Origin of the sequence: Neokomagataea anthophila, from assembly GCF_018122595.1 — a bacterium.
Taxonomy (GTDB): Bacteria; Pseudomonadota; Alphaproteobacteria; order Acetobacterales; family Acetobacteraceae; genus Gluconobacter; species Gluconobacter anthophilus.
On sequence record NZ_JAGRQH010000005.1, the window covers coordinates 145,356 to 151,836 of the forward strand.

Genomic DNA, 6,481 nt, shown 5'->3' on the forward strand with positions numbered 1-6,481 from the left:
ATGGGCATTTTCAGCCGGCTCTGTGTTGGTGTAGCGCTGACGGGTGCGCTCGCTGGATGTGGCTTTACCCCTCTTTACGGAGGGGGGGCGCAGGGGCAGAGCGTCGCACCGGAATTGGCACAAGTTTATGTGGCTAATATTGGTGGGCGTTATGGGCAGCTTTTGCGTTTGGCGTTGCAAAAGGATCTGACAGGTTCTGGTGCAGAGGCGCCACAGTTGTACACGCTGCAAGTAGCATCAGGGTTGGCTGAAGAAGCAGTTGATATTCACCAAGATAATACGTCTGGGCGTATTCGTGGGAATGCAACTGCGCATTGGCGTTTGTTTTCAGTAAAGCCTGTGCCGGAACTGCTTGCGGAAGGCAATGTTCGGACAATGGATGGCTATAACACGTTGTATGAGCAGTATTTTGCTCAGACGTTGAATGAAGAGACTTTTCAGGGGCGCGTAGCGGATACTTTAGCGCAGTCTGTGAAGCAACAGTTAGCTGTGTGGTTCCGTACTCATCATGCACCTGGCGCGGGGCAGGCAGATGATCTGCCGCGTTATGTTGATACAGACGCTATGCCTGAGGATAATGGTGCACCAACACAAAGTGCTGGTGCAGATGGTTTCCCTGCTTCAGCTACGGGGCGCTTGTCCCATAGTACATCGACTTCGACCACACAGTGAAGATTGAGGCGCGTCAGATTGGGCGTGCGCTGAGCGATGCAGGGCAGTGGCGTGTTATCCTCCTATATGGAGAAGATACTGGCCTTATTCGTGAACGTGCTGCGCAGGCTGTTAAGCACGTAGCGGATACTGTGGATGATCCGTTTCGGGTTGCGCAACTTGACCGTGAAACACATGATCGGCTCGAAGAAGAGACAACGGCCTTGTCTCTTATTGGAGGACGTCGTGTCGTGTGGGTGCGAGAGGGAAGTGATGCGCTGGTTGCAGCGTTAACGCGGTTGCTAGCTCTCTCTACAGATACGTTGGTCGTGCTTGAAGCGCCGGGATTGGCATCTCGCTCTAAGTTGCGCGCTCTTGCTGAAAAACACCCACAGGTTGCGTCGATTGCTTGTTATCCAGAAGAAGGACGAGCATTGGCGCAGACGGTGACGGATGCTTTGAGCAATGAGAATATCACAATTGACCGTGATGCTATGGCGTGGCTGCATGGACGGCTTTCAGCCGATCGTGCTGGGGTGCGTGGCGAAATCGAAAAGCTTATTTTATTAGCAGGCCCGAATGGGCGTTTAGATATTGAGACCGTACAAGAATGTGTGGGGGATGCGGGCGGCACGTCATTAGATGATGCCGCATATGCAGCGATGGCGGGTGACGCGGTGGCTGTAGATCAAGCATTGGAACGTGCATTTGCAGATGGTGCGGCGCCAGTGGCGGTTGCGCGAGTGGTCTTAGGGGTCATCAATCGCTTGTGGCGCGTAGCGTTGGCTGTTGAAGATGGTCAAATGCGTACGGAGGCGATTAAATCTTTGCGGCCGCCTGTCTTTTTTAAGCGTATGCCATCTTTCACTAAGGCTGTAGAGCGCTGGCCGGCTGGGGCGTTGGCTCTTGCTGCGGAGCGTACTCAGGCGTTGGAGTTGGCTTGTAAAAAAAGCGGAATGCCTGACGAATTATTGTGCCGACGGCATTTAGCATCATTATGTTTGGGTGGGCGCGTGTGGTTGCGTGGCGCAATGCGTTAAAGCTGGTTCTTTATTCGTTCTCGCGTTAGTGTTGAAAGGGTTGATACTTTCAAAATATATGGCGCAGCATGAAGTTTATTCACACGGCAGACTGGCAGCTTGGTAAGCCTTTTGGGCGTTTCGATGATGAGCGCCGTGCCGCACTGACACAAGCGCGTTTTGATGTGATTGATCGTATCGGCGAGCATGCGAAAAGCCATGATGTGCGCCATATATTGGTGGCGGGTGATGTATTCGATACGGAAGGGCCGCATGAGCGGACGATCGCTCAGGCTGTAACACGCATGGAGCGTTACCCGTGCTGTTGGTGGTTGTTGCCGGGCAATCATGACTTTGCGCGTAATCATGGGTTGTGGGAGCGTGTACGAGCACGGTTGGGGCAAGGGCAAGTCGGGGAGGTGAAACTTCTTACGGAAGCTGTGCCGCATGAAATTGAAGATGGCGTGTGGTTGCTGCCGGCCCCGCTGTTAGGGCGGCATACGCATGATGATCCCACGGCATGTTTTGATGCGATGCATACGCCGCATGCGCGATTAAGGATTGGTTTAGCGCATGGTGGAATTACTCAGTTTACGCAGGGTAATGAGAGTAGCTCAGAAAATTTGATTGCACCGAATAGAGCTCAACTGAGCGCGCTGGATTATTTGGCATTGGGTGACTGGCATGGTCGTTTAAAAATTGATGCGCGTACATGGTACTCAGGAACGCCCGAGGTGGATCGTTTCCATCCGGCGGAGGGACGAGATAAGCCCGGAGAAGTACTGTTAGTAACGTTGTCACCTGGGTGTGAGCCTGTTGTCGATGTGCTGAGTACAGGGCGGTATCGCTGGGTAGAGCAATCATGGGTTGTGGATGGGCTTGCCTCTTATGAAGCACAATTAGAACGTTTTTTAGCGGGGACAGATGTGCCTGAAACGTTATTGCGCTTAAAATTGGCGGGGATGATGGATCTGTCCCAGCGTGTGGCTATTCTTTCTTCGTTAGAGGGAGATATTGCGCATCGCTTGATGTTTTTGGATGCGCAGACGGATGATGTTTTAGGTCGTCCGGGGGAGGATGATCTTGCGCTATTGGATGGGGAAGGAATGCTCGCCCTAGCCGCTCAAAAATTGAAAGAGCGTATTGAGCGTGGCGGAGAAGAAGGGCGTTTGGCCCGTAAAGCTCTTGAGCGTCTTTTTGTTGAATATAAACAAGTTGAAAATTTATGAGCCTTTATCTCCGTCAGATTCATATTGAGAACTTCCGACGTTTTCGGCAGCCAGTACGGCTTGATAATTTGGGGGACGGGCTCAATGTTCTGATTGCTCCAAATGAGGCGGGAAAGTCGACGTTGTTGGAAGCTGTGCGGGCTGCTTTTTTCGTGCGGACGAAAGGGCAGAGCAAGCAGTTAAAATCATATGTGCCTTATGGGGATAAAGTCGGGCCATCGGTTGCGGTTGATTTTGCACTCCATGGTGAGCAATGGCGTGTTGAAAAACGTTTTGTACAAAGCGCGAAAACCACGCTGAATGGTCCAAAAGGGCGCTCTGAGGGGGAAGATGCTGAGCATTTACTGCGTGAGCAGTTGGGTGCTGCGGTGCATGGCAGCGGGAAGAAGGTAGAGCCTGAGGGAGCTTTAGGGCTTTTATGGGTTCGTCAAGCTGAAGCCCTTGAATTGACAGCTCCGGATGAGTTGGTGCGGGACCGCCTTCGAATGACGTTAGAGCAGGAAGTGGGCTCTATTTTGGGAGGTGGTGCGTTCAACCGCGTCAAAGAGCGCGTTGAGCAACTTAGTGCTCGATATGGGACGGCTCGGAGCCGTACGCAGGGCCTTCTGCCTGAAGTACAAGCGCGGAACGATCTTGCAAAAGCGCATTATGCGCAGACTAAAGAACTTTATGATGCGCTCGAGAATCATTTCTCTCGGCTGGAGCAGGTTCGTACACGTTTAAAACATGTTGAGCGCGACCTTCGTGATGAAGAAGACCAACAACAGCGTGCAGATTTACAGAATGCGTTGAAACTTGCTGAAGGAGCTGCGCACCGTTTGCAGATGCGGCGTGTGGAATGTGATTCTGCGCGACGTGTCGTTTTGCGCTTAGAGGCATTGCAGAAACGCGCAGATGATTTGGCGCAGGAGAAAAAATCTGATCAAGCAGCATTGGCCATCTTAGAAAAAGAACGGTGTGGTGCAGAAGAGCAAGTTGCTGAAATTCATGGAAAGATTACGACGTTAGGGCAGGACCTTCACACCCAACAAGAAGCGCTCCATCAACAGAGAGAATCTGTTCGTATGGCGGAACAATGTCATGCCGATTATGCTCGGGCTGAAGCCTTAGACGCTGCGCGAGGGCGCTATGCGCAATTGATTTCTTGCGAAGCGGCATTAATGGAAGCTGAGCGTCTTAGTCGTGCAGTGATCTCTGATGAACTGATGGCGAAGCTGGATAGCGCTGAGCGTGAAGTGGTGGAAAAGCGTGCTCTTATGGGCATGGATGGTGCGCGTGTGACGCTATCTGGTGATCTGGCTTCTGTTCTTGTGAATGGTGTAGAGGCAGAAGCTGGCACTCTTACCATTGACCAGCCTATGTCTGTAACAATTGGCGAGACAACTCTAACGTTAGAACCTTCATTAGGTACTCAACGGGCGCGCCATAATCTAGAAGCAGCGCAGACCAGGTTGGCACATGTTTTAAAAGAGGTCGGGGTAGAAGATATCGAAACGGCCCGTCAGCGAAATGAGCAAGCTCGTCACAGTGCAGGGCGTATTCAAGATTTAAGGGAACGTATTATCTCTTTATGTCCGGCTGATATGGTTTTGGGCCTGAGTGCAGGCCAAGACGCTCTTAAGGTCTTGATGGCTTCTGAGGGAGTTGATCAACGGAGCGTTAAAGATGTGAAAACGCTGCCAGACATACAAGAAATGCGCATGAAACTTGAGGGATATGAAGATAATCTGCTCAAGATGCGCACTATGTTTGATGTTTTGAATAAACAATTAAAAGAAATGGAAAGTTATTCGCAGCCATTGTTGTTGAAAAGTGCACAATTAACAGCAGCGTTAGAGCGTAACGCGCGGGACTTAGAGCGGTTGGCGCAGGATGAAGATTGGGCGGATATATCGGTTAAAATTGTGCAGGCGAAGGCACATTTATCCTCTGTCGTTTTAGAGGTGCAGGATGCGGAGAGCCTTGTTTCTGTTAGCAATCCTGATGTGATCCGTCGTAAAATTGAGCGGCTGGATCAGGATAGAGAAGCAGCAGAACGAACGCGTGCTCAGTTGCGTGAAGATCAGTCGCGTTTAGAAGCGACCATTTCTGCTGATGGGGGCAGAGGGCTTGCAGAGCGTTTAATAGCTGCGGAAGATGAGCGCGAAGCTGCGGAAGAAGCGCATTTACGGATTAAAGATGAAGTCGATACTCTTCAGATATTGCGAGATGTGATGGATGAAGCGCGCTCTGAGATGGGAGAGCGTTTTGTGCGTCCTGTTGCATCTCGGGCGAAAGCTTATGTTGAAAAAATTCTTCCAGGGAGTGATCCAGGGTTTGATGAAACGCTGAAGTTATCACGCTTAATGCGAGGGCAGCACGAGGAAGAGAGTGAAGACTTATCTAAAGGCACTCAAGAGCAATTGGCTTTAATGGTACGTTTAGCTTTTGCAGATATTTTGCAGCAGCAAGGGCAACCCGTTTCGCTCATTTTGGATGATCCGTTGGTTTATGCTGATGATGCGCGTTTGGACCTGATGTTGGATATGTTGGAGCAGGCATCGAAACGATTACAAATTGTAATATTGACCTGTCGGGAACGTGCATTCCGCAGTGTATCCGGGCAACGTTTGTCTTTGCCTTGTGCGTGATGAGCGTCGGAAAACTTTGGTTTTGCTAAGGCGTTTGTCAACGTTAGGAGAGAAGACGAAAATTGTTTTTTCGAATTTTGACGATACTTCCTTGTGACAGGAAAAAACATTTTTTTCAAGATTGAAAGGCAAATTTTCGTGTTTAATCTCTTAAGGCATAGATAGTCATCAAAAACACCGGGAGACGAAAATGGCTGAGAACCTTCCAAAGAAGGAAATTTCGCTTGTAATATTCGACTGTGATGGCGTCCTTGTTGCTGGCGAACACTTGTCGACTGCTTTGATGTCAGCTGAAGCTCGTAAATATGGGTGGAATATTACTGATAAAGAGGGTGACTCTATTTTCTCTGGTGGTGAACTAAAGAAAATTGGTGATCTGATCGCAGAAAAAAGTGGTGCTACGCTCCCGGCGGATTGGTCCGATATGATGGAACGTCGTATTGCGGAGATGATGAAGATTAAAGCCGTGACCGTTGACGGTGCGGAAGATATGATTATCGAAATCATCGATATGAATTTGCCGATCCGTGTTGGTTCGAACTCATCTTCGCAAGAAATGAAAGCTAAGTTCGAACGTACAGGTTTGGATGAGCATCTTGAAGAAGAGCGTATTCATTCAGCGCGTGATTTGAATATTCCTAAGCCTAATCCTGACATTTACCTGCATGCTGCGAAGGAAGAGGGTGTTGCACCCGATAATTGCATCGTGTTGGAAGATTCAGATGCAGGTGTTGAGGCTGCTGTGCGTGCAGGCATGACGTGTGTTTTGCTGCGTGATCCAGAAAAGCCCGGTACAAAATTTGAAGGTGTGATCCGTATTGCGCATCTTTCTGAATTCCCTGGCGTCGTTCGTCAAATTGCCACGAACCTGTCATAATTTTAGGGGATACAGATCACATGCGTATTGGGATTATTGGCCTTGGGCGTATGGGCGGGAACATAGCGGTTCGCC

At 50.0% G+C, this 6,481-nt stretch carries 5 protein-coding genes; all 5 read left to right on the forward strand.

The window, feature by feature from the left end; translation table 11 throughout:
• The 5 genes from KB213_RS08855 (at position 1) to KB213_RS08875 (ending at position 6,406) form a co-directional block, all read left to right on the forward strand.
• Positions 1–672, forward strand: a complete 672-nt coding sequence (locus tag KB213_RS08855; RefSeq protein ID WP_211682292.1) for a hypothetical protein — start codon at positions 1–3, stop codon at positions 670–672.
• Entirely contained in the window at positions 669–1,691 is a 1,023-nt protein-coding gene (gene holA, locus KB213_RS08860; RefSeq protein ID WP_211682294.1) for a DNA polymerase III subunit delta, read from the forward strand. The genes KB213_RS08855 and holA overlap by 4 nt, the downstream gene beginning before the upstream one ends.
• A gap of 68 nt (positions 1,692–1,759) precedes the next feature.
• Entirely contained in the window at positions 1,760–2,899 is a 1,140-nt protein-coding gene (locus KB213_RS08865; RefSeq protein WP_211682296.1) for a metallophosphoesterase family protein, read from the forward strand.
• Positions 2,896–5,529: an AAA family ATPase gene (locus tag KB213_RS08870; RefSeq protein ID WP_211682298.1), complete on the forward strand. Its 2,634-nt coding sequence runs from the start codon at positions 2,896–2,898 to the stop codon at positions 5,527–5,529. The genes KB213_RS08865 and KB213_RS08870 overlap by 4 nt, the downstream gene beginning before the upstream one ends.
• 190 nt (positions 5,530–5,719) lie before the next feature.
• A complete protein-coding gene (locus tag KB213_RS08875) occupies positions 5,720–6,406 on the forward strand; it encodes an HAD family hydrolase (RefSeq protein WP_211682300.1) in 687 nt (228 codons plus the stop codon).
• Positions 6,407–6,481 lie beyond the last annotated feature (75 nt).